The 22,231-nt window shown below is 62.6% G+C and carries 20 protein-coding genes and 1 pseudogene; 16 read left to right on the top strand and 5 right to left on the bottom strand.

Features of this window, described 5'->3' with window-relative positions:
* The first annotated feature begins 162 nt into the window (after positions 1 to 162).
* The 3 genes and pseudogenes from EV686_RS16885 to EV686_RS16875 form a co-directional block, all read left to right on the top strand.
* Positions 163 to 1,821, top strand: a complete 1,659-nt coding sequence (locus EV686_RS16885) for an FAD-binding protein (protein ID WP_132478133.1) — start codon at positions 163 to 165, stop codon at positions 1,819 to 1,821.
* A gap of 41 nt (positions 1,822 to 1,862) precedes the next feature.
* Positions 1,863 to 3,008 (top strand): acyl-CoA dehydrogenase family protein, encoded by a 1,146-nt coding sequence (locus tag EV686_RS16880; RefSeq protein ID WP_132478132.1) that lies wholly within the window; start codon positions 1,863 to 1,865, stop codon positions 3,006 to 3,008.
* A 234-nt stretch (positions 3,009 to 3,242) separates the two neighbouring features.
* Positions 3,243 to 3,803 (top strand): annotated as a pseudogene (locus tag EV686_RS16875) (IS3 family transposase); the annotation flags it as partial.
* 417 nt (positions 3,804 to 4,220) lie between these two features.
* Here EV686_RS16875 and EV686_RS16870 read toward each other — a convergent pair.
* The 4 genes from EV686_RS16870 to EV686_RS16855 all read right to left on the bottom strand — a co-directional run bounded on the left by EV686_RS16870 (position 4,221) and on the right by EV686_RS16855 (position 8,063).
* Entirely contained in the window at positions 4,221 to 5,321 is a 1,101-nt protein-coding gene (locus tag EV686_RS16870; protein ID WP_132478131.1) for a hypothetical protein, read from the bottom strand.
* Between the two features lie 80 nt (positions 5,322 to 5,401).
* The gene (mnmH, locus tag EV686_RS16865; protein WP_243650933.1) at positions 5,402 to 6,514 is read right to left on the bottom strand and encodes a tRNA 2-selenouridine(34) synthase MnmH; all 1,113 of its coding nucleotides are present in this window, start codon (positions 6,512 to 6,514) and stop codon (positions 5,402 to 5,404) included.
* Positions 6,511 to 7,545: a selenide, water dikinase SelD gene (gene selD / locus EV686_RS16860; RefSeq protein WP_132478130.1), complete on the bottom strand. Its 1,035-nt coding sequence runs from the start codon at positions 7,543 to 7,545 to the stop codon at positions 6,511 to 6,513. The genes mnmH and selD overlap by 4 nt, the downstream gene beginning before the upstream one ends.
* Positions 7,546 to 7,616: 71 nt before the next feature.
* Positions 7,617 to 8,063, bottom strand: coding sequence for a PACE efflux transporter (locus EV686_RS16855; RefSeq protein ID WP_132478129.1), 447 nt, complete (start codon positions 8,061 to 8,063; stop codon positions 7,617 to 7,619).
* Positions 8,064 to 8,188: 125 nt separating this feature from the next.
* Between EV686_RS16855 and EV686_RS16850 the strand changes: the two genes are divergently transcribed.
* From EV686_RS16850 to EV686_RS16805, 10 genes are all read left to right on the top strand, one after another.
* Positions 8,189 to 8,641, top strand: a complete 453-nt coding sequence (locus tag EV686_RS16850; RefSeq protein ID WP_243650932.1) for a sigma factor — start codon at positions 8,189 to 8,191, stop codon at positions 8,639 to 8,641.
* Entirely contained in the window at positions 8,641 to 9,675 is a 1,035-nt protein-coding gene (locus tag EV686_RS16845) for a serine hydrolase domain-containing protein (protein ID WP_165972661.1), read from the top strand. The genes EV686_RS16850 and EV686_RS16845 overlap by 1 nt, the downstream gene beginning before the upstream one ends.
* Positions 9,676 to 9,917: 242 nt before the next feature.
* On the top strand, positions 9,918 to 11,105 hold the full coding sequence (gene metC / locus EV686_RS16840; RefSeq protein WP_132478127.1) for a cystathionine beta-lyase: 1,188 nt from the start codon (positions 9,918 to 9,920) through the stop codon (positions 11,103 to 11,105).
* Positions 11,106 to 11,177: 72 nt separating this feature from the next.
* Positions 11,178 to 12,113, top strand: a complete 936-nt coding sequence (locus tag EV686_RS16835) for a 4-hydroxy-tetrahydrodipicolinate synthase family protein (RefSeq protein ID WP_132478126.1) — start codon at positions 11,178 to 11,180, stop codon at positions 12,111 to 12,113.
* A 16-nt stretch (positions 12,114 to 12,129) separates the two neighbouring features.
* Positions 12,130 to 12,915 (top strand): SDR family oxidoreductase, encoded by a 786-nt coding sequence (locus EV686_RS16830; RefSeq protein ID WP_132478125.1) that lies wholly within the window; start codon positions 12,130 to 12,132, stop codon positions 12,913 to 12,915.
* A gap of 90 nt (positions 12,916 to 13,005) precedes the next feature.
* Complete coding sequence (locus EV686_RS16825) at positions 13,006 to 13,995, top strand: Bug family tripartite tricarboxylate transporter substrate binding protein (RefSeq protein ID WP_132478124.1); 990 nt, start codon at positions 13,006 to 13,008, stop codon at positions 13,993 to 13,995.
* 80 nt (positions 13,996 to 14,075) lie between these two features.
* Positions 14,076 to 15,071: a Bug family tripartite tricarboxylate transporter substrate binding protein gene (locus EV686_RS16820; RefSeq protein WP_132478123.1), complete on the top strand. Its 996-nt coding sequence runs from the start codon at positions 14,076 to 14,078 to the stop codon at positions 15,069 to 15,071.
* A 90-nt stretch (positions 15,072 to 15,161) separates the two neighbouring features.
* Positions 15,162 to 16,004, top strand: a complete 843-nt coding sequence (locus EV686_RS16815) for a M90 family metallopeptidase (RefSeq protein ID WP_132478122.1) — start codon at positions 15,162 to 15,164, stop codon at positions 16,002 to 16,004.
* A 114-nt stretch (positions 16,005 to 16,118) separates the two neighbouring features.
* Complete coding sequence (locus tag EV686_RS16810) at positions 16,119 to 17,012, top strand: amidohydrolase family protein (protein WP_132478121.1); 894 nt, start codon at positions 16,119 to 16,121, stop codon at positions 17,010 to 17,012.
* A gap of 22 nt (positions 17,013 to 17,034) precedes the next feature.
* Positions 17,035 to 17,955, top strand: coding sequence for an SMP-30/gluconolactonase/LRE family protein (locus tag EV686_RS16805; protein WP_132478120.1), 921 nt, complete (start codon positions 17,035 to 17,037; stop codon positions 17,953 to 17,955).
* Between the two features lie 60 nt (positions 17,956 to 18,015).
* On the opposite strand, the gene EV686_RS16800 is transcribed toward EV686_RS16805, so the two are convergent.
* On the bottom strand, positions 18,016 to 18,921 hold the full coding sequence (locus EV686_RS16800) for a LysR substrate-binding domain-containing protein (RefSeq protein WP_132478119.1): 906 nt from the start codon (positions 18,919 to 18,921) through the stop codon (positions 18,016 to 18,018).
* 108 nt (positions 18,922 to 19,029) lie between these two features.
* Here EV686_RS16800 and EV686_RS16795 point away from each other — a divergent pair, with 108 nt between their 5' ends.
* The 3 genes from EV686_RS16795 to EV686_RS16785 all read left to right on the top strand — a co-directional run bounded on the left by EV686_RS16795 (position 19,030) and on the right by EV686_RS16785 (position 22,223).
* The gene (locus tag EV686_RS16795) at positions 19,030 to 20,196 is read left to right on the top strand and encodes a mandelate racemase/muconate lactonizing enzyme family protein (RefSeq protein WP_132478118.1); all 1,167 of its coding nucleotides are present in this window, start codon (positions 19,030 to 19,032) and stop codon (positions 20,194 to 20,196) included.
* Between the two features lie 29 nt (positions 20,197 to 20,225).
* Positions 20,226 to 21,170 carry an alpha/beta hydrolase gene (locus EV686_RS16790; protein ID WP_132478117.1) on the top strand — a complete coding sequence of 315 codons (945 nt, stop codon included), beginning with the start codon at positions 20,226 to 20,228 and terminating at the stop codon, positions 21,168 to 21,170.
* Between the two features lie 63 nt (positions 21,171 to 21,233).
* The gene (locus tag EV686_RS16785; protein WP_132478116.1) at positions 21,234 to 22,223 is read left to right on the top strand and encodes a Bug family tripartite tricarboxylate transporter substrate binding protein; all 990 of its coding nucleotides are present in this window, start codon (positions 21,234 to 21,236) and stop codon (positions 22,221 to 22,223) included.
* The last annotated feature ends 8 nt before the right edge of the window (positions 22,224 to 22,231 follow it).

Below are 22,231 nucleotides of genomic sequence, written 5' to 3'. Positions count from 1 at the left end.
CGGCAGTATATTCCAAATACTCATGGGTGAACAATTTCATATCGCTTGCGCCGTGCGGATTCCATGACGGATCATCTCCCTGTATCGCGGCCCTTACACCGGCCATCGCATCAACGGAAAAGCGGCATCGCAATGCCGCCGGCCAGTGCAGGAGCTGGATGAATGTTCGAAGTGGAATACATGCAAACAGACGTGCTGGTTCTTGGCGGGGGTCTTGCGGGATATCGCGCCGCGCTGGCCGCCCGCGCGCTCGGCGCGGACGTGACGATGGCCTACAGGGCAAGGGGCGCATCGCCCTTCATCATCGGCTTCAATGCCCCGCTGGGCCATGTCGACGTCAGGGACACGCCCGAAGTCTTCCTGTCCGACATGCTGCAGGGCGGATACCATTTGAACGACACGCGCCTGGCCCGCGTTCTCGCCTACGAATCGGTGGACGCCTTCCACAGCCTGGATGCGCTGGGCGTGCCCTTCGCCCGCGAGGTCGGGAACGGCGTATCGCCAGGCGGCAAGGTGCGGCAGCGCCACCTGTCCGGCAACACCTATGCGCGCTCCGTGTTCGTGCCCGAAGGAACCGGACGCGTCATACTCGACTCCCTGGTCCGCAAGGCCCAGCAGGACGGCATCCGCACCATCGCCGGCCACAAAGTCCTGCGCCTGCTCCAGGACGACGGCTGCGTAAGGGGCGCCGTGCTGTGGAAGCCGCAGACAGACTCGCTGCTCGTTATCGACGCGCGCTCGGTCGTCGTTGCCATGGGCGGCATCGGCCAGCTCTATGCAGGCAGCACCTATCCCGTCGATGTCGCGGCGGGCGCCTATGGCCTGCTGCTCGATGCCGGCGCCCAGCTGATCGACATGGAGTTCATACAGTTCGAACCCGTCGTCACCGTCTGGCCGCCCGAATGCGCAGGCATGGAAATGCCCACGGCCATGCTCGGCGATGGCGCCCTTCTGTGGAACGCGCAGGGCGAACGGTTCATGCTGCGCTACAACCCGCCGCACGGAGAACGCGGCATCGAAAAAGCGAAGATGTCGCTGTTCATACAGCGGGAACTGGACGAAGGCCGCGGCCTGCCGGAAGGCGGAGTCGCCTTCGATACGACCGTGCTGCCGCCGGACGTGCTCGAGAGCTACGTATCCCATTGCAAGCGCCTGCGGGCCGCCGGCGTCGATCCCGCCGAACGCAGCCCCATCGTTGCGCCGGCCGCCCACAGCACCATGGGAGGCGCCCTCATCGACCAGGATGGATGGACGGGCATACACGGCCTGTATGTCGGCGGCGAATCCGGCGGGGGCGTGCACGGCGCGAGCCGCATCGCCGGCAACGGCTGTACCGACACGCTGGTGTTCGGTGCCGTCGCCGGACGCAACGCCGCGAAGCACAGGCCGGAACGCAATGCCAGGGCCATCGCGGAAGCCGCCAAAGCCGCGGTCGACGCCTTGTCCCGTTCAGCCGCAAAGGACGGCGGAGCCGCGCAGGAAGCCAAGGCCTCGATCCAGACGCTCATCGCCGGCGCGGCCGGCATATGGCGCACCGGAGAAGCGCTGGCGAGCGGCCTGGAAAAGCTCGGCCCCATCGAAGAGCGGCTCGAACAGGCAGGCGCGGCCAATCCCGCGGACATCGCCAGCCTCATCGAAGCCCGGCACATGGCGGTAACGGCGCGCGCCATCATGACCGCCGCCCTGCTGCGCACGGAAAGCCGCGGCGCCCATCAGCGCACGGATCACCCGCGGCAGGACGACGCCAACTGGCTGCGGCACATCGGTTTCAGGAAATCGGAGGACGGCAGGCTCGTGCACGAGTCCGTGCCGGTACGCTAGGACCGGCATCCATCCTCATTCACTTTGGAGACAAGCAGCTCATGAACTTTGAACTGGAAGAAGAACAGCGGATGGCGCTGGATGGCTGGTCGCGCCTGGTGCAGCGCGACATCGCCCCCCTAGCCAAGGATTTCAAGGATCAACCGTTCTCGCGGGATGCCGCGCTTGAAGTCATGCAAATCATGGCGCCATATGGCGTCGGCTCAGGCTGGGTGCCCGAAGAAGGCGGCGGAGTCGGGCTCGATTTCCTGACCAGCGGACTGCTGTTCGAAGAACTGGCCAAGGTCTCGCCCGACGTGGCCGGCCTGGCATGGGTCGCGGAAGGCGCCGCCTTGAAGATATTCCAGAACGGCTCGGACGCGATCAAGGAGCGTTATCTCCCCAAGCTGACGACCGGAGAAATGATAGGCTGCTCGGCCATCAGCGAACCCGGCATGGGCTCCAGCGTGCGGGAGATGCGCACGCTGGCGGTCAGGGACGGCAAGTACTTCCGGATCTCCGGCGAGAAAATGTGGACGTCCAACGCTACTGTGGCCGATGTCGTGACCGTGGTCGCACGCACCGGCGAAAACGAATTCTCCATGTTCCTGGTCGATCGCGAGGAGCACGGTTTCAAGGCAACGGACATCGGCAAGCTCGGCCTGAACGGCTGGCCCATGTGCCAGGTGCTGTTCGACGACGTCGTGGTGCCGGAAGAGAACCTCCTGGGCGGCGTGGGCGCCGGCATGCGCGAAGCCATGAAAGGCTTCGCCCGCTCCCGGTGCTTCGTGTCGTGCCTGGCGCTGGGCATCGCGCAGGCGGCCCTCCAGGACGCAATCACCTACGCCAAGGACCGCGTGCAGTTTGGCAAGCCCATCGCCGGCCATCAACTGGTGCAGGCCATGCTGGCCGAAATGGCAACCGACATCTCCGCTTCCCAGCTCCTGGTGTATCGCGCGCTCTCGATGCTGGACAGCGGCAAGCGCTGCGACGTCGAGGCGTCCATCGCCAAGTCCTTCACGACGGAAGCGGCCCAGCGCGTCACTTCCAAGGCCATACAGGTCATGGGAGCCTTCGGCCTGACCAAGGAGTTCCCCGCCGAGCGCCACTTCCGCAACGCGCGCATGCTGACCATCCCGGACGGCACGACGCAGATCAACCAGCTCATCATCGGACGCCACCTGACCGGTATCGATGCGTTTTCGTGATTGCCGCGTGAAGCGATGATCGCCTGACCCCGCCCCGCAGGCTTGCCGGGCGGCGGCACACCTATTCTCCAGAACGGGATCCATCCAATTATTTATATACCATTCATACACACGCCGGAAAAAACATCTTGCGTTTAAATTCCCTTTACTGCATCCAGCCAGCAATAGCAAACCAATAATTAGAAATTTTCAATTATTGACCATGATCAATAATTTCATTACCGAATGGAACTGTACGGGGTCGAGCCGATCTGCAAGGTTTTGCAGGTCGCCCCGTCAGCCTACAGGCGCTACGCCGCCCGGTGTCGGCAACCACAACTGCGTAGTCAGCGAGCCCAGAAGGACGAACAACTGCGCCCCCAGATCTATCGAGTCTGGGAGCAGAGCTTTTGTGTCTACGGAGCCCGCAAAGTCTGGAAGCAGATGAATCGCGAGAGCATTCACGTGGCGCGCTGTACGGTCGAACGTCTGATGGGCGACTTGGGCATTGAAGGGGTGCGTCGTGGCAAGCGCGTGCGCACCACGGTGCCCGATAGCGCAGCGGCCTGTCCGCAAGATCTGGTACGGCGCCACTTCGAGGCGGATCGTCCAAACCGGCTCTGGGTAGCGGATTTCACCTACGTTTCCACTTGGCAAGGATGGCTGTATGTGGCCTTTGTTATCGACGCTTATACCAAACGGATTGTCGGCTGGCGCGCCTCCAGCAGCATGACGACGGACTTCGTTCTGGATGCGCTTGAGCAAGCTGTGTACGACCGTCGCCCCAGTCAGGCCGACGGCCTGATTCACTATTCTCACGACGCTATACTATCCACATTCCGTCTGATCGACTGGATGCTGATACTGCCGCCCGAGCAGGAACAAGCCTTCATACAGGCCATGCAGTCCATGAGCGAGGAGAGAAACATGCCATTCGTCACAAGTATCGAACGCCATTTTCTGGCTCGTGGAAAAGCCGAGGGTATTGCCGAAGGCAAAACCGAAGGCATGCTCTCCATCCTGCGGCACATGCTCACTCGCAAATTCGGTCCACTCCCTGAATGGGCTGATGCCCGCCTGGCGCAGGCCGACCCCGACACCCTGGCGCTATGGTCCGAGCGCATTCTGTTTGCCGATTCCCTGGAAGACATATTCGAGACACAGAACTGAGCATAGCCCAGAACAGCCGTACCGCTGCGCAGGTTTGAGCCCATAGCCAAAGCAAGCATATGCTCAACCGCTCAACTCCGACCTGCCCGACCGCACTCCCCAGCGCAGCAGGCTGGCAACGCCCGCCATCACCCAGGCAAGCGGTCCGAGCAGCAGCCGCAGCACCAGCAGGACCGGCGTCAGCAGCAAAGTCCAGCCCGCGACCTGTACCAGCGCCACAGGCAGTCCCAGTTTTTCCGCCGCATCGGCCAGCAAGGAATGAATGACGCTGGGATGCTGGATGGCGACATAGGCCAGCACGGCGGGAGCGCCATACTTGACCAGGCGCGCGCCGATCGCGCTGCCCCGCCATAATCCCGATCCAAGCGCAGCGGATCGCTGGGAAAACGTCATGGCCTGGCCGCCTGCGGCGCCCGCCCTTCCCATGCGCAGCAGCTTGAAGGCGCTTACGCCGACCGCCACGTCCACCGCGGCCCAGCCTATGTCGCCCATTGCGATCGCCTCTTCCCGGCGGACCTTGGTCTCCAGCCCCCGCAGCCCTCCCGCGAAGAAACTGTTGATGCCTTCCAGCACGCGCTCGGTCTGCACCCAGCGCACCACGCCGCCCGGCGCCATGACGAACTGGCCGAGAAAGTCGTAGCCTTCGGCAGCCAGAAACTGGATGGCGTACCAGCCGCGTTGCTCCGCGGTCAGCGAACCGCCGGCGGCATTGCCGGCCGATGCATTTTGCTCTTGCTCCTGCTGGCTGCGAAAGACATTCAAGGCGGCGCGGGCGGCCTCGTTCATGCTGCGCATCCATTCCAGCGTGAGGACTTCGTTCGCCAGGAAATAATGGATGGGCAGAACGATATCCTCTCCGTACTTGCGCAGCACATCCTGAAAATCCGTGCTGTCCCCGAACGTCAGAAAAATGGGCCTGGCCAGTTCCGGATAACGCAGCAGCGCCAGCCTTGCCTTCGCCAGCAGTACAGGATCATAGGCATACGCCAGGAACAGCGCCTGCAGATCCGCCGGCTCATCGGACAAGGTATCGGCGTACTCCGGCATCGCCTGTTCGACCTGCAGATGCATGAGCTGCTCTTCCAGCGGCTTGGGCCGGTACAGGCCGGTAATCAGCAACGCGGCAAGCAGTGCGAGCATGCCGGCCTTGATGAAAGTTCGCATAGCGCGGGCTCTGTGCGGGGATGAGAATACCGCCTACTATACCCCGCGACCGGCGCGTCTCCGCCCGGCGATGGATGTCGTTACGGGAGGTAGCGTCTCTGTACAAGATATGCGCTGACCGCATCCCTGTCGCCGGAGAATATGATCCGCGACGCCTTCTGCTGGCGCTGGTAGACATACATGGGATCGTAGTATTGCTCCAGCAGACCGAGAATCCATTCCCGATGCGGCTCGATGTCGCCGCTGCGCATCTGCTCCTCCAGCGCGGCATCCATGACCTGTCTCAGTTGGCGATGGCGCTGGTCCCCCAACCGCCTGCGGATATTGTCCAGGCTCGTCCGCAGGCGCTCGGCGAACAGCCGCATGCCCTGCTCCCGTCCGTGCAGCGCGACAAACTCCTGGCCCAGGTCGATGACGTAATCCCGCAGGATGCGCTGCACCCGGCTCCCCTGGCTGTCCTCCAGCCAGACGATGGGAGATTCCTTCATGGCCTGATATAGCTCCAGCGGCAGATTGCAGCGGCCAATAAACTGTCCTTCGTCCTCGACGACGAAGCTGGACGCTCCCGCATGCCGCTTTTTCAGCACATCAATGGCCAGGCTGTTTTCGAAATCGATCTGCGGAGGCTGCTCGGTGGCATGCCTGCCGAAGCTGGAGCCACGATGATGCGCATGCCCCTCCAGGTCCAGGCCGTTGGGCAGCGGCAGGATGACGTCGGTCTTGCCGGTACCGGTCATGCCGCCCAGCACGATGAAGCGGCATTCCGCCGCTGCCTGCGCAATGACCTCCATCAGGAACCCGCGCATGGCCTTGTAGCCGCCCGCAACGCGCGGGTACGCAATGCCGGCCTCGCTCAGCCAGGCCTGCGCGATCTTCGAACGCAGCCCGCCGCGGAAGCAATACATGAACCCATCGGGGCAGGAGCGTGCAAACTCGGCCCACGCGGCCACCCTCGCTTCCTTGACGCCGCCGCTGACCAGGCGATGCCCCAGGGCGATGGCCGCCTCCTGGCCCTGCTGCTTGTAGCAGATGCCTACCTTGCTGCGTTCCTCGTCGTCCATCAGGGGCAGATTCACCGCTCCCGGAAATGCGCCTTTCTCGAACTCGACCGGCGCGCGCACGTCCAGCAGCTCGACGCCGCTGAGAAACAGCGCCCGGTAATCACTGGTATCTGGGGTATGCGGTGTCATCATCCGACTTCGACGGCGTATTCCTGTTTCGGCACCATCTCTCCGATGGGCTCCAGCGCCAGGCCGAGCGCCGCGGCGGCACTCAGGAACACAGCCTCGCCGTCCGGATCCACCGCCACCAGCAGGCCGCCGCTGGTCTGGGGATCGCACAGCAGATCCAACCTTTCCTGGTCGACGGGCGCGATGCGGTGCCCGTAGCTTTCGAAATTGCGCCCCGTGCCGCCCGGCACGCAACCCTGGGCCAAATAGTGGTCGACGCCGGGCAAACGCGGCACGCTATCGAAGTTGATGCGCGCGCTGACGCCGCTGCCATCGGCCATTTCGACCAGATGCCCCAGCAATCCGAAACCAGTCACATCCGTCATGGCCTTGACGGCATCCAGGCGACCGAAGCGGCTGCCCGGCTTGTTCAGCTTGCACATCCAGTCGCGCGCCAGGCCAGCGTCCTCGGGCCGCAGGCAGGCCTTCTTTTCCGCCGTGGTCAGGATGCCGATGCCCAGGGGCTTGGTCAGGTACAGCTTGCACCCGGCCGTGGCCGTATCGTTGCGCTTCATATAGCGCTTTTCCACCGATCCGGTCACGGCCAGCCCGAAGATGGGCTCGGGCGCATCGATGGAGTGGCCGCCCGCCAGCGGAATGCCCGCCTCGTCGCAGGCCGCCCTGCCGCCACGCACGACTTCGCGGGCGACCTCGGGCGACAGCACGTTGATCGGCCAGCCCAGAATGGCGATGGCCATCAGCGGATCGCCGCCCATGGCATAGATATCGCTGATGGCATTCGTGGCCGCGATGCGGCCGAAATCGAACGGATCGTCGACGATGGGCATGAAGAAGTCCGTCGTCGAAACGACGCCGCGCTCCTCGTCCAGCGCATACACAGCCGCATCGTCGCGCGACGCATTGCCGACCCACAGCCTGGGATCCAGGTTCTGCGCGCCGCTACCGGCCAGGATCACATCGAGCACTTTGGGCGAAATCTTGCAGCCGCAGCCGGCGCCATGGCTGTATTGCGTGAGGCGAATGGGATTGTCCATGAGCATCATCCGTAAACTGGTGTGTAGGGCCGCGCCAGGGCGCGGCACGACGGCTTTCCAAACCGCCTATTCTATCGCTTGGCTTCCCCGAGGCTCGCCTGTTTCCATTCTGGCAAGGGGAACAGCCAGTCGTAGACCCAGTTGAAGACGAACGCATAGCACAAGTAGAAGACGGAGAAGGAAATATCCATCAGGAAGGCCTCCCATAGTCCGATCTTCAGATACCAGGCGAAAAGCGGCAGCAGCATGCCCAGCAGGCCGGCCTCGAACAGGAAGGCGTGCAGGAAGCGGATCATGGTCGTCTTGCGCGTTCCGCCGCGCAGCCGCTGCATGGCGTGGTCGAACAACAGGTTGTAGACGTAGTTCCAGGCGGTGGCGATCGTTGCGCCGACTACGCCGATCACGCCGATATCTGACAGCGGCTTGTCGAACGCCCAGGCGCCCAGGGGGACGGCCAGCAGCAGGCCAATGATTTCAAAACTGATCGCATGGCGGATGCGATCGGCAGCCTTACGCAAGGTGACGCTCCATGATTCAACAAATCGGGAATATGGCAGTGTAGTACAGCCGGCTTTCCAACATACCTTGCAAAAGCATATGTCTATAATAAGACACATTCTTATTTTCATTTCAGGCAGGCCCGGTGCTCCAACCTTCTTCGCAGGATATACCGCAGACCGGTACCGGTCTGCGGCAGGATGTACAGCTGCTTTACAGCAACCATCGCGCCTGGCTTTATCACTGGCTGCGAAAACGCCTGGGTTGTCCGCACCACGCAGCGGATCTGCTGCAGGACACTTATCTGCGCATCCTCGTATCAGGACAGACGCCATCTCCCGAACAGGCGCGCCCTCATTTGATGCAAATTGCGAAAGGCCTGGTCATAGACCGCTACCGACGCCAGCAGATCGAGCAGGCTTATCTTGCAGCCTTGGCCCAGCACCCCGAAGCATCGCCACGGCTGAAGAACAGCGAACTTTCGCTCAGCATCACCAATATTGCTGACAGAAAGTACGTAAACGGCTGCGGGTCCCTGTGGACATGCGGCTATGGCCTGGGTCGCCAGGCAAGTCTCACCTTCTCGGGGCGCTTCTGATGCGGCGTATTCTGGCATACGTGCTGCTCGGCCTGTCAACCACGGCGGCAAGCGCAGGCCATCAGGCCGAACAGGATTTGCTGCCCGGCTGCGCCTGGGCCCGACTGCATCCGGCAACCGGCCCCGATACCGGAGCATGGGGCGTATCTGACATTGCGCAAGAACGCCTGATTGATTCGCATACCGTTTTCAACATTGCATCCGTCTCAAAACAATTCACAGCGCTTGCCGTCCTGTTGCTGGCTCAGGACGGCGCAGTCGATCTGGATCAAACGCTGTCCCGCTATCTGCCAGAGCTGAAGACGCCTCTGGGATCTCCAACACTGCGTCAAGTCCTGCATCATACTGGAGGGCTGCCCGACTATATTGCCCCCTTGGTCTCCATGGGCAAGGAAAGCGTGACCGTATCCTCCAAGGAAACTCTGAATGTCATCAATAAGCAGCCAGGCCTGCGCTTTCCTCCTGGCGAACAGTTCGAATACAGCAACACCGGGTACTTCCTGCTTTCGCAGATCATCGAGCACGTCAGCGGAAAAACACTGGCTGACTTCTCGCGGCAATATATTTTCGAACCGCTCGACATGTCGGAAACCACTATCGTCGATCGTTATCCCAGCGGAATCAACGCGCTCGCCCGCGGCTACCGGACTGATGACGGGAACGTCCGTCTGGATGAATCCACTTGGGAACAAACAGGCGACGGTCAGGTGCACAGCAATGCCAACGACATGTTGACCTGGCTTCAGCATCTACAGCAAGATACGCCGCTCAACTCTCCCTCTGGCAAACGGACGGACAGCATTCTCTCGCTTCTGACCAACAAACACTCTTCTGTCCACCAGGATGGAATCAACTACCAATACGGGCTGGAAGCCATGCCAGTCGGCCAGTTTGATGCATGGGCGCATAGCGGCGGCTGGGCCGGCTATCGGAGCTTCATGGCTTATATTCCCGGGCAAGACCGGGGTGTGGTGGTCATGTGCAACACGACCGCAGCCGACGTGAAGGCAATCGCCGCCAAGCTGTTGCGCTAAGCACGGCAAACCCGAGCACCGAGCACAATACCCATGTCGATCCGCCAGAGGCCACAAGATGCCCCAGCAGATCACCAAACCACAAAAAAACAATTAAATAGAAATTTATATATTCATATATATGAATATTGGAATTTTTTACTAAAAAAACAAAAACAAGCGGATGGAAAGGAATAAATTTTTTCTACTCAAAACCTATACTGGGCAATTACCTCCTTTGCCTCAGAACAACGCAAGCCAACATGAAAGAAAACACCCGTCTCGTCCTTGCCGGCCGCCACCCTGAACAGTTTGCCGGTGTCGTCAACACTCCCGTCTTCCGGGGATCCACCATTCTTTCCCGGACCATGGCGGAATGGGAGGATCGCAAAAAGCGGCGTTCCCGCGACGAGCACGGCGCAACCACCTATGGCCGCTTCGGCACGCCTACGCACCACGCCCTGCAGGAGGCGCTGGCCGAACTCGAAGGCGGCCACCGCTCCCTGCTGTTTCCTTCCGGGCTGGCCGCCGGCATCACGGCGCTGACCGCGCTGCTGAAGGCCGGAGACCATGTCCTGATGACAGACAGCGCCTATTCCCCCACGCGCACCTTCCTGCTCCGCGTGCTCGGCCGCTTCGGCGTCGAAACCACCATCTACGATCCGACGATAGGCGCCGGCATCGAAGCCCTGATGCAGCCCAACACCCGCGTCGTCTATGTCGAGTCGCCCGGTTCGGAAACCTTCGAGATCCAGGATGTGCCGGCCATCGCCGCCGTTGCCCACAAGCACGGCGCGCGCGTCGTCATGGACAACACCTGGGGCACGCCGCTGTTCTTCAAGCCGTTCGCCCACGGCGTGGATGTCTCCATCCAGGCCGCCACCAAATACATCGTCGGCCACTCCGACGCAATGCTGGGCGTCGTCACCTGCAACGAGGAAGTCTGGCCGCAAATCAAGGCCACGTCGCAGGACCTGGGCCAGACTGCCGGACCCGACGATGTGTACCTGGCCCTGCGCGGTCTGCGCACCATGGCGGTGCGCCTGAAGCAGCACCAGGCGGCGGGCCTGCAGGTGGCGCAATGGCTGCAACAGCGCCCCGAAGTGGAATCCGTACTGCACCCCGCATTGCCCAGCCATCCGGGACATACGCTCTGGAAACGCGATTTCACCGGCGCCTGCGGCCTGTTCGCCGTCATCCTCAAGCCTTGCAGTCGCGCAGCCCTGGAAGCCATGGTCGACGAACTGGCTCTGTTCGGCATCGGCGTATCGTGGGGTGGCTATGAAAGCCTGGTGATCCCCTTCACGCCGGAACGCACTGCGTCCCCCTGGGCCGGCGCCCCGGCATTGCGGCTGCATATCGGCCTGGAGGATCCCGAAGACCTGATCGCCGATCTGGAACGCGGATTCGCCGCGCTGTCCCAGACGCAGGCGAAGGAATCCGCGGCCTGATACACTCATCGCGACATAGCAGGGGTATCATTTACCATTCTTGTCTTATCTCAACCTGACTCCGGATACAGCATGAGCAAAATGAAAATTGAGGGCTCATTCGTCGCCCTCATCACACCGTTCAACAAAGATGGCAGCGTCGACTTCGAAGGCTTCCGCACCCTGTTGCAATTCCACGAGCAGAACGGCACCAGCGCCGTGCTGATCATGGGCTCGACGGGCGAAGTCTCGATGCTGTCGCAGCAGGAACGCCAGCAGATCATCGTGGAAACCGCCAAGATGAAGACCGGCAACATGAAGTTCTTCTACGGCTGCACGGGCAACAACACCGACACCACGATCGACTACCTGAAGTTCGCCCGCGCCAACGGCGCCGACGGCGCCATCCTGGCAGCGCCGTCCTACATCTGCGCTCCGGAAGACGACATCGAAGCCTACTTCCTGGAAGTCGCAGACGCCACCGACCTGCCGCTGGGCATCTACAACAACCCGCCGCGCGTCAAGTCCGACCTGCACTGGGATCACCTGCTGCGCATCTTCAAGCACCCCAACTACGTGGTGCACAAGGAATCCACCACTCGCGTCGGCCAAGTGGCGCAGGTGCTGGCCGCACGCCCCGACGTGGCCGTGATGTGCTGCGACTCGCCCAACCTGGGCCTGGTCGTTCCGACCATGAGCCTGGGCGGCCACGGCACCGCCAACATGAGCGGCAACATCGCACCGGCTGAAATCGCCACGCTGTCGCGTCCGTGGCACACGCCCGACGTCTCGGTCAGCTTCCGCGAAACCTATCTGCGCATGCTGCCCATCCTGCACTACGCCTATTCGGCCATCAACCCGGTCGCCATCAAGTCGCTGATGCGCGCAGTCGGCCTGCCCGCCGGCGATCTGCGCAAGCCGCTGACCGGCCTGGAAGGAGAAGCGCTGAAGAAAGGCCTGCGCGCCGTCCGCGAGCTGGAACTCGACAAGAAGTACGGCTGGAGCTCGCCCGAGCTGAAGTCCGTCTAAGCGGGAAGGAGCCTCCATGGATCTCGGTATTTCCGGAAAGCAGGCGCTGATCTTCGGCGGCAGCCGCGGCATGGGCCGCGCCTGCGCGCAGCAGTTGTCGCAAGAGGGCGTGCAGGTCGTCATCGCCGCCCGCACCGAAGCCACGCTGGCCCAGGCCGCCAGCGAAATCAGCAGCCTGACCGGGTCTCCCGTAAGGTACGTGGTGGCCGACATCACGACGGAAGCGGGGCGCGACGCGGCGCTCGCCGCCTGCCCCGCGCCGGATATCATCCTGAACAACGCCGACGGTCCTACGCCCGCGGACTTCCGCGACCTGACCATCGAAGACTGGCATCGCGCCCTGGACGCCATGATGCTGGGTCCCATCGAAATGATACGCCGCACGGTCGATGGCATGATCGAGCGCGGCTTCGGACGCATCGTCAGCATTGTGTCGCGCAGCGTGAAGACGCCCCAGGGCGAGCTTTGCCTGTCCAATGGCGCGCGTTCGGGCCTGGTGGGTTTCACCGCGGGGCTGGCTCGCCAGACGGTGCGCCACGGCGTTACGGTCAACAACATCCTGCCGGGCGTATTCGCCACCGACGCCCAGCGCCGCCATATCCGCGGCATGCTGGAAGAACAGGAAGGCGGCGCAACCTTCGACCAGCTCTGGGAAGAACGCGGCCGCAACAATCCAGCCGGCCGCTACGGCAGGCCCGAAGAGGCCGGCGCCCTGTGCGCCTTCCTGTGCTCGGCGCATGCGGGCTATATCACGGGGCAGAACATTCTCATCGATGGCGGCGCCTATCCGGGCACCTACTGATCCGGACGCAACGAATACCTCTCTATTTATATATTCGAGAAAGTCATATAGAAAGAGTGAAAATGCAGCATTGAACATATAGGATTTCTTATGCAACCTGCACGACGCTCCACCCTCCGCCTGGCCGCCATGACACTGTTCCTTGGCGCGGCCATGCCGGCAGCGGCCCAACCTTCCTATCCCTCCAAGCCCGTCACCATCGTCGTCCCGCACGCCCCGGGCGGCGCGGTCGACGGCGTGGCCCGCTTGCTGGCCAACAAGCTTCAAGAAGACCTGAAGCAGACCGTCGTCGTCGAAAACCGCGCCGGCGCATCCGGCATGATCGGAGCGGCACACGTCGCCCGTTCCGAGGCTGACGGCTATACGCTTTATTTCAACGCCTCCATTCATGTCATCAACCCGCTGCTCTATGCAAAGAGCATCCAGTTCGATGCCATCAACGATTTCACGCCCATCAGCATGGTGGCCCAGGGCGAGCTGATTTTCAGCGTCAATCCGCAATTGCCGGTCGATAGCGTCGCCGAACTGGTGCAACGCCTGAAGGACAAGCCCCAGAACTATACATTCGTCACCAGCGGCTTCGGCTCCGCCGGACACCTGGGCGCGGCCAAGTTCCTGCACGAAGTAGGCGTGGGCAAGGAAGTCCCCATCGCCTTGTACAAAGGCGCGGCGCCCGCGCTGCAGGACCTGGTCGGCGGCAACGTCACGGCCATCATGGATCCCATGCTGTCCTCCCTGCCCTTCGTCAAGGCCGGCAAGCTGCACGCGCTCGCCGTGACCGGCGCAAAGCGCAATCCCCTGCTGCCCGACGTCCCCACCATGCAGGAGGCCGGGTTCAAGGACTTCGAGCTTTACTCCTGGTACGGCCTCTGGGCGCCCGCCAAGCTGCCCGCCGACATCCGCGACAAGCTCGATGCCGCCGCGCGGCACGCGGTCGAACAGGCCGATTTCAAGGAAAGGCTGACCACCCTGGGATTCGAGCCCTACTATCGCAACGCTAAGGACTTTTCCGGATTCATCAATGCGGAAACCACTCGCTATGATGGCATCATCAAGGCGGCCGACATCAAGATCGACTAACCAGCAGAGCGCGCCTGATGTTCATTCCGGATTTGCACCCGCAGTCCACCCAACCACAACATAAACAAGGACTCCACACCATGCCCACTCTTCGTCGAACTTTTCTGACGACCGCCGCCGTGGCAGCGCTGATCAGCAGCGCGCCGCTAGCCGCCCAGACCTCGGCGTCTTCGTATCCGTCGCAAACCATCACTGTCGTCGTGCCGCATGCGCCGGGCGGCCCCGTGGACAGCGTCGCCCGCTTGTTCGCCGACAAGCTGAAAGACCAGTTGAACCAATCCGTCGTCGTGGAAAACCGCGCCGGCGCATCGAGCATGATCGGCGCAGCCCATGTGGCGCGCGCCAACCCCGACGGCTACACGCTCTACATCAATGCGTCGATCCACTCGATCAATCCTCTGTTGTACAAGGACAAGATCCAGTTCGACGCCGTCAAGGACTTCACCGCCATCAGCCTGCTGGCCCAAGGCCCGCTGCTGTTCCTGGTCAACCCCTCCGTCAAGGCAACCACGGCCAAGGAATTCGCCGACGAGCTGAAGGCGAACCCCGGCAAATACAGCTTCGCCACCGGCGGCTTCGGCGCCGCCGACCACCTGGCATCCGCCTATTTCCTGCATGAAAGCGGCCAGAAGAGCATCCCCATCGCTCTCTACAAAGGTGGCGCTCCCGCGTTGCAGGACCTGATCGGCGGATCGGTATCGGCCAAGATGGATGCCATCCTGACGGCGCTGCCCCTGGTCAAGGCGGACAAGGTCCGGGCGCTTGCCGTGACCAGCGCGAAGCGCAGCCCGCTGTTGCCCGACGTCCCCACCATGCAGGAAGCCGGCTTCAAGGACTTCGAGTTCTCGACCTGGTACGGCCTGTGGGCGCCGGCCAACCTGCCCGCCGACGTCACCGAAGCCCTCAACAAGGCCGCGGAGCGCATCATGGCCCTGCCCGAAATGCAGGACAAGCTTTCCAGCCTCGGTTTCGTGGCCGACTACCGCGGCCCGAAGGGCTTTGCCGAGTTCATCGACAGCGAGATGAAGCGCTACCAGACCATTATCACGGCGGCCGACATCAAGATCGACCAATAAGATGCGGCAAGCGGCGCCCATTCCTGTCCCGGCAGGAATGGGCGTCTTTTTGCCTGCCGGACACCCGCAGCAAATGGAGACGACAAGAGCATGTTTCGATGGCTTTCGGGACGAGGCGCATCAAAGCGCCAGGTAGAACGCCAGTTGGCTGCCATCGACGACGCCGACTGGCGCAGGACTGTTGCCGCCCTCCCGTTCCTGCAAGGCCTGACCGAGGCGGAGAATGCGGAGTTGCGCCGGAAAGCCGCATGGCTGCTGGCCAGCAAGACCTTCAGCGGCGCGCACGGCATGGAAGTCACGGACGACATGATGCTGTCCATCGCCGCGCAGGCCAGCCTGCCCATCCTTGCCCTGGACACGGCCTGGTACGAAGGCTGGACGGAAATCATCCTGTATCCGGGAGACTTCCTGATCCCCCGCACGGAAGTCGAAGAAAGCGGCGTCGTCCACGAATACATGCAGGAAGCCTCCGGCGAAGCCTGGGACGGCGGCCCCGTCATTCTTTCATGGGAAGCCGCTTCCCTGTCCGGCGAAGCAGCCGGCATCAATGTCGTCATCCACGAGTTCGCCCACAAGCTGGACTGCCGCAGCGGCGAAGCCGACGGCATGCCGCACCTGGGGGGAACCAATATCAGGTACGGCCATTGGCGGCGCGTGCTGGAAGCCTCGTTCGACGCATTCGAACAGGCGCTGACCGCCGTGGAAGACGCCATTCCGCATGACGTGGATCCGGAGTCGCCCAAAGCAGCGCCATGGTACGACGCGCTGCCCATGGATCCCTACGCCGCGACGGATCCCGCCGAGTTCTTCGCCGTAAGTTCGGAAACCTTTTTCATCGACCCCGAGCCTCTGGCCGCGCAGCTTCCGGAATGGTATGCGCTGCTCTGCGCCTTCTACCGTCAGGATCCGATGCTGCGGCTTCCAGGGCAATAAAATCTGCTCAGCCGCACATCGTTTCACCCAGTGAAACATAATTGTATGGTACGGAACACGCTCCTAGAATAGACGCACATAACAGGTTTGTCGGCAGCAAAAAGGAATCCCGCAATGGAACCTACGGAACACTCCCAGGCCGTCGCGCACTCCCTGGGAACGAACCGGCCGAAATATGCGCTGCCGGCCGGCGCATGCGACAGCCACATGCATATTTTCGATCCGCGTTTTTCTCCCTCCGCGCACTGGCACCGCACACCGCCCGTCGCGGATGTCGAGACCTACCGGCGGCTGCAGCGGCGCCTGGGCACCTCCCGTACTGTCGTAGTCACGCCATCGACCTACGGCACGGACAATGCCTGCACGCTGGATGCCATCGCGCAACTGGGACGGCAGGCGCGCGGCGTGGCCGTCGTGGATGCCGGCGTCAGCCCCCAGGAACTGGATGAACTGGCCGCGGGCGGCATTTGCGGCCTGCGCGTGAATTTCGTCACTCCGCAATCCTGGGGAGAAACCACCAGCGGCATGCTGACGACGCTGGCGGGCAAAGTGGAGCGGCTGGGGTGGCACATTCAGATATTCGCGCATCCAGAGCAACTGCTTGCGCTGTCGCCGGTGCTGTGCTCCCTGCCGGTTCCCCTGGTGATAGACCACATGGGACGCATCGATCCCGCCGAAGGCGAATGCGGCGCGGCGTTTGACGCCATGCGCCGCCTGCTGGATCAAGGCAATACCTGGGTCAAGCTGTCCGGGGCCTATATGCGTTCCACGGTCGGCGAGCCCGGCTACACGGACATGCTGGCGCTGGGACGCGCTCTGGTCAGGCATGCGCCGGAGCGGCTCGTCTGGGGAAGCGACTGGCCTCACACCACCCAGCCGACCCTGAGCGTCAACGACGCGAATCTGCTCGACCTGCTTTACGCGTGGTGCGGAACCGAAGACACAGCACGCAGAATCCTGGTCGACAACCCGGCCGGCCTTTATCGCTTCTCCGATCTCGCCGCCTGAACCTTCATTCAAGGAAGTCACCGTGTATTTTCTTCACGCGCCCCAAATTCACGAGCTGGAGCTCTTCTCCAGCATGCCGGAATCGTTCCGCCGCCATGAGCGCAGCGCCTGGGCGGATGCCAACCGCGCAGGCGCCATTGCCGATTCCTTCCTGGAAGGGCCGGTTTTCGATGACGACGGCAATCTGTACGTATCCGATATTCCATGGGGACGCATCTTCCGTATCGATCCCAAGGGACATTGGACGCTGATAACGGAATACGACGGCGAGCCGAACGGCATGAAGTTCCTGGACGCCGGCACGATGCTGATCACGGACTACAAGAACGGCCTGATGCAACTGGACATCTCCAGCGGCCGGGTGTCGCCTTTTCTGGAGCGGCGCAACAGTGAACGCTTCAAAGGCGTGAACGATCTGGTGTTCGATAGCGAAGGCAATCTGTATTTCACGGACCAGGGACAAAGCGGCATGCACGACCCCACCGGCAGACTGTATCGCCTGCGGCCCGGCGGCCAGCTCGACATGCTGCTGAGCAACGTACCCAGCCCCAATGGCGTCGCGCTTTCACCGGACGGCAAAGTGCTCTATCTGGCCGTGACGCGCGGCAACTGCGTATGGCGGGTGCCTTTGCTGCCCGACGGCAGTGTTGCCAAGGTGGGGCAATTCTTTACCTCCTACGGCCCCAGCGGCCCCGATGGGCTCGCCGTCGATGCAGGCGGCCGCCTGCTGATCGCCAATCCAGGCCTGGGATACGTATGGGTGCTCAATCACCGTGCCGAGCCGGAACTGGTGCTGCGCGGCCCAACGGGAGCCTCCACCACCAACCTCGCATTCGGCGGGCCACAGCGCAAAGACCTGTTTGTGACAGACTCCACGAACGGCAACATCCTGCGCGCCAGCCTGGAGACGGCCGGCCTGAACATATTTCATGGCGCGCACTGATCTCCAGCGCGACCCGGCGCAAGCGCTGGTCTTCAAGCTTGCGCTTTGGCTCGCGGCGCGTCATTCCCGCTTGGTGGCGGGAGCCTCCTGCGCGAACCGCTCGGCCACGAAATCGATGAATACCCGCACCCTGGCAGGCAGATTCTGTCGGCTGGGATAGTACAGGAACAGATCAGCCGGCTCCAGCATGAATTCCGGCAACAGTATTTTCAGGCGCCGGGTCTCGACATAGCGGTTCAGGTCCCATTCCGAGCGGATCATGATGCCGTGTCCGTCCAGGGCCCAGCCCAGCGCGATATCGCCGTCGTTGCTGGTCATCGCCCCCCTGACCTTGAACACTTCCGTATGGTGGTTGCGCGTGAACCGCCAGATGCCGTGCGCCTCGTCGTTCTGGTTATGAATGATGCAGCGGTGATTCGCCAGCTCCGCCACGGTCGCAGGCTCGCCATGCCGCTTCAGGTACTTCGGCGACGCGCACAGGAATCGCCGGTTGCTCAGCAGGCGCCGCGCCACCAGGCGGCGGTCCGGCAGCGCGCCGAAGCGTATGGCCAGGTCGATATGGTTCGCGATCAGGTCCACCGGCTTGTCGCTGACCTGCAGATCCAGTTCGATATCGGGATACTTCTGCGCAAACGCCGAGGCCAATGAGGAAATGCGCCTGCGTCCGAACCCCAGGCTGGCGTTGATGCGCAACAGACCGCGCGGCTGATGCCGCTGATTGGAGACGGAGTCTTCCATTTCCTTGATATCGGCGAGGATCCGCGCCGCATGCGCCAGGAACAGCTCTCCCTCGCTGGTCAGGCTGATGCTGCGTGTGGTGCGGTTGGCCAGGCGCACCCCCAGGCGCTCCTCCATCAGCTGCAGCCGGCGCGTGGCGGCCGGCGGCGTAAGGTCCAGCTCGCGCGCGACGGCCGAAAGATTCTTGTGCCGCGCCAGCAGCACGAAGAAGGAAAGGTCGGAATCCATCAATCATTCATTTTTTCTGAATAGTGAATTGATTATAAATAAATAAATAAAACCGTCGCCATGGCTATGCTGTCGCCATCGACATGCCATCACCATTCGGACCGCTAAATGAAAATCCTCGAAATACGCGAAGCCACGCTTCCCATCAGTTCCTCCATCCGCAATGCCTATATTGATTTCAGCAAGATGACGCTCAGCCTGGTGGCCGTCATAACCGATGTCATCCGCAACGGCAAGCCCGTCGTCGGCTATGGTTTCAATTCGAACGGCCGCTACGGCCAGGGCAGCCTGATGCGCGAGCGCTTCATTCCCCGCATCCTGGAGGCGGACCCCGGCAGCCTGGTCAATGATGCGGGAGACAATCTGTGTCCCCACAGGATCTGGGACTGCATGTACACCAACGAGAAGCCGGGCGGCCACGGCGAGCGCTCCGTCGCCATCGGCACGATCGACATGGCCATCTGGGACGCCGTCGCCAAGATCGCCGACAAGCCGCTGTTCCAGCACCTGGCCGATGAATACGGCAACGGGCAGCCCAACCGCAAGGTATTCGTCTACGCCGCCGGCGGCTACTACTACCCCGGCCAGGACCATGAGAAGCTCAAGGACGAGATGCGCAGCTATCTTGATCGCGGCTATACCGTGGTCAAGAAGAAAATCGGCGGCGCATCGCTGGACGAGGACCTGCGCCGCATCGACTCGATCCTGAGCGTGCTCCAGGACGGACAGCGCCTGTGCGTGGACGCCAACGGCCGCTTCGACCTGGATACCGCCATCGCCTACGCCAAGGCGCTGTCGCAATACGATCTGTTCTGGTATGAAGAGCCCGGCGATCCGCTGGACTTCGAGCTGCAGGCTGCGCTGCGCAGCTACTACAAGAATCCGATGGCGACCGGGGAAAACCTGTTCTCCATGCAGGATGCGCGCAACTTGATCCGCTACGGCGGCATGCGCCCCGACCGCGACTGGCTGCAGTTCGACTGCGCGCTGAGCTACGGCCTGGTGGAATACCTGCGCACCATGGACATGCTGCGCGAGCACGGCTGGTCGCCTTCGCGCTGCGTTCCGCACGGCGGCCACCAGATGTCGCTGAACATAGCCGCGGGCCTGGGCCTGGGCGGCAACGAATCCTATCCCGACCTGTTCCAGCCCTTCGGCGGCTTCCCCGATGGCGTCAAGGTGGAAAACAGCTACATCACCATGCCGGACCTGGTCGGCATCGGCTTCGAAGGCAAGGCCGACCTGTACCGGGAAATGCAGAAGCTGTCGGCCTGACGCTGTTTCCTCAATCCGCCGGAGCCGATATGCCACTGGACAAAAGCGCACGGAAACTCATCGAACTGATGCGGCAGCAGAACGGCCCACCGCTGGGCCAGGTTCCTGTCGAAATCTCGCGGGAGCTGTCGAACCGGCTGCGCGCCCAGCTGCAGCCGGACGCCCCCGCGCTGGCCCGCGTGGAGGATGGAACGATCGGCGATGGCCCGGACGCCGTTCCCTGTCGGCGCTACTGGCCCGATGATGCCCCGGATGAGCCGCTGCCCGCCATCGTGTTCTTGCACGGCGGCGGCTTCGTGCTTGGCGACCTGGACAGCCACGACGCTGTCTGCCGCCTGCTTTGCCAGGCATCCGGATGCGCCGTGGTCTCCCTCCACTACCGCAGGGCGCCGGAACACAAGTTTCCAGTGGCCGTCGCCGACGCATCGTATGCCGCGGAATGGATATACAGCCACGCTGCCCTGCTTGGCATCGACCCCCGCCGCATGGCGCTGGCGGGCGACAGCGCCGGAGCCAATCTGGCGACGGTCGTCTGCCTGGACCGGAAGGAGGAAGGCCTGCCGCCGTTCGCCCTGCAACTGCTGCTGTACCCGGTCACCGACCAGCACAATGAATACGAGAGCAAACAACGCTACGGCGAAGGTTTCCTCTTGACGCGGGCGGCCATCGATTTCTATGCCGAACAGTACTTCGCGCCAGGACAGGACCGGAGCGACTGGCGCGCATCCCCGCTGCTGCACGGGGACCTTTCCGGCCTGCCGGAAGCCCTGGTCATCACAGCCGGCTTCGATCCACTGGTCGACGAAGGCGAGGCCTACGCGCTGCGGCTGGCGCAGGCTGGCGTGCGCACCACGCTGCGGCGCTTCCCCGGACAAGTCCACGGTTTCGTCACGCGAGGCCGCATCATCCCGGAGGCGCTGGACGCCATACGGGAAATGGCGCTGCTGCTGCGCGCGCGCTTCGGACACGAATAACACGGGCGCCGAGCCCGGGCACGCATCCGCAACAAACCGAAGAACCACACAAAGGAGACAGGTATGGCACAAGACAGGACAAGCACGGGAAAACGGATCGGGCGCTGCCTGGCCGCATTGGCAATGGCGTGCAGTTGCGCGGCATGGGCGCAGGGGAGCTATCCCGCGCAAAAAGTGGAAATCGTCGTCCCATGGACGGCGGGGCAGGCGACCGACATTGCCGCGCGCGTCATGGCCGAGCATCTGTCCGGCAAGCTCGGCCAGGCATTCTTCGTTTCCAACAAGGCGGGTGCGGGCGGCGCCGTCGGCAGCATGCAAGTCGCCAGGTCGAAGAACGACGGCTATACCTTGCTGGCGGCCTCCACCGGCTCCGTCGTCGTCGCACCGCTGCTAACGGAAACCTCCTATACGGCAGGGGATTTCGCACCCGCCGCCATGATCGCAAAAAGCCCGTCCATCCTGATCACCGCGGCGGATTTTCCGGCGAAGAACATCGACGACCTAATCCGGCTGCTGAAGGACAATCCGGGAAAATACGCTTTCGCCTCGTCCGGCAGCGGCTCCGCCACCCATCTGATGGCGGAGGCATTCAATCTCGGCCATGGCATCCAGGCGACCCATGTCCCGTATAAAGGCAGCGCCGCGGCGCTGACCGACGTGCTGGCCGGCCGGGTGGCCTATATGTTCGATACCGTCGCATCCGTGTCCAGCCAGCTCGCCGCCGGGAAAGTGACCGCCTACGCCATTTCCTCGAAAGAGCGCAGCGCTTCGGTACCCGACATCCCGGCAATCGCCGAAGTGACTGAGCTCAAGGACTTCGATATAGCCTCCTGGATCGGCCTGATGGCGCCGAAAGGAGCATCGGAGCAGGACATGGCGGTGCTGGAAAAAGCGGCGCGCGATTACCTGGAAACACCCGAGGCCAAAGCCAAGTACCAGAACCTGGGCCTGAGCGTGAGTCCGATGAGCAATGCCGAATTCCAGGCCGTGGTCGAGCGCGAGGTGGCGCTGTACTCCGATCTGCTGGAAAAACTGGGCCTGAAGAAACAATAAGGCGAACG

Origin of the sequence: Paracandidimonas soli (genome assembly GCF_004342005.1) — a bacterium.
In the GTDB taxonomy this organism is placed as follows: domain Bacteria; phylum Pseudomonadota; class Gammaproteobacteria; order Burkholderiales; family Burkholderiaceae_B; genus Paracandidimonas; species Paracandidimonas soli.
This window is presented reverse-complemented; position numbering and strand designations above follow the sequence as displayed.